This window comes from Zafaria cholistanensis (assembly GCF_008580665.1).
In the GTDB taxonomy this organism is placed as follows: domain Bacteria; phylum Actinomycetota; class Actinomycetes; order Actinomycetales; family Micrococcaceae; genus Zafaria; species Zafaria cholistanensis.
This window is the reverse complement of record NZ_BKDJ01000048.1, coordinates 1-752: the sequence shown is the minus strand read 5'-3', so window position 1 is coordinate 752 and position 752 is coordinate 1. Positions and strand designations below refer to the sequence as shown.

The 752-nt window shown below is 70.3% G+C and carries 2 protein-coding genes; both read left to right on the top strand.

Going from position 1 to position 752, the window contains the following annotated elements; translation table 11 throughout:
• Nucleotides 1-119, top strand: a 119-nt coding sequence (locus tag NCCP_RS14860) for a glycine cleavage T C-terminal barrel domain-containing protein (RefSeq protein WP_308655516.1), incomplete at its 5' end; no start/stop codon positions are given.
• Between the two features lie 70 nt (nucleotides 120-189).
• Nucleotides 190-570, top strand: a complete 381-nt coding sequence (gene gcvH / locus NCCP_RS14855; RefSeq protein ID WP_149958060.1) for a glycine cleavage system protein GcvH — start codon at nucleotides 190-192, stop codon at nucleotides 568-570.
• Nucleotides 571-752: the final 182 nt, after the last annotated feature.

Below are 752 nucleotides of genomic sequence, written 5' to 3'. Positions count from 1 at the left end.
CGCTGGCCTACGTCGAGGCCGCCCACGCCGGGCCCGGCACCGTGCTGGACGTGGACCTGCGCGGCAGGGCCGAGCCCTTCGAGGTCGTCGCCCTGCCCTTCTACAAACGCCAGAAGTAGAATCCCCGGGTCGGCACCCTGTGCCCGGCCCGCCCGCCGTCACCAGATGTCCCTGAAAGGAAAACACCATATGAGCAAGGTTCTCTCCACCCTCCGTTACTCCGCCGAGCACGAGTGGATCGACAATGCGTCGCCCGCGAAGGTCGGCATTTCCCAGGTCGCCGCCGACGCCCTCGGCGATGTCGTGTACGTCGACCTGCCGCAGGTTGGCGCCACCGTCACCGCCGGCGAGGCCTGCGGGGAGGTCGAGTCCACCAAGTCCGTCTCCGACCTTTACGCCCCGGTCTCCGGCACCGTCGTCGAGGTCAACCAGGAGGCCGTGGACAACCCGGCCATCCTCAACGAGGACCCGTACGGCGCCGGCTGGCTGTTCACGGTGGAGGTCAGCGAGGAGGGGCCGCTGCTTTCCGCCCAGGAATATGCCTCCGCGAACGGCGGGGACGTCGAGTAGCCTTCCGCGCGCTGCGGCACCCTACTTTCCAGGGGCCCGGAATCGCCCGATTCCGGGCCCCTGGCGCGCCCGCGCGGGAGTGCCCCGGCGCAGGGCCGTAGCACCGGCTTCGGCGGGCCTTTCGGCCCGCCGAAGCCGGTGCTACGTTGGGCGGAACGACCGAGTCGGCACACGCGGCACTG

Excerpts from the sequence above, each read along its gene's own strand:
- gcvH (WP_149958060.1), top strand. The coding sequence starts at position 190 with ATGAGCAAGGTTCTCTCCACCCTCCGTTACTCCGCCGAGCACGAGTGG.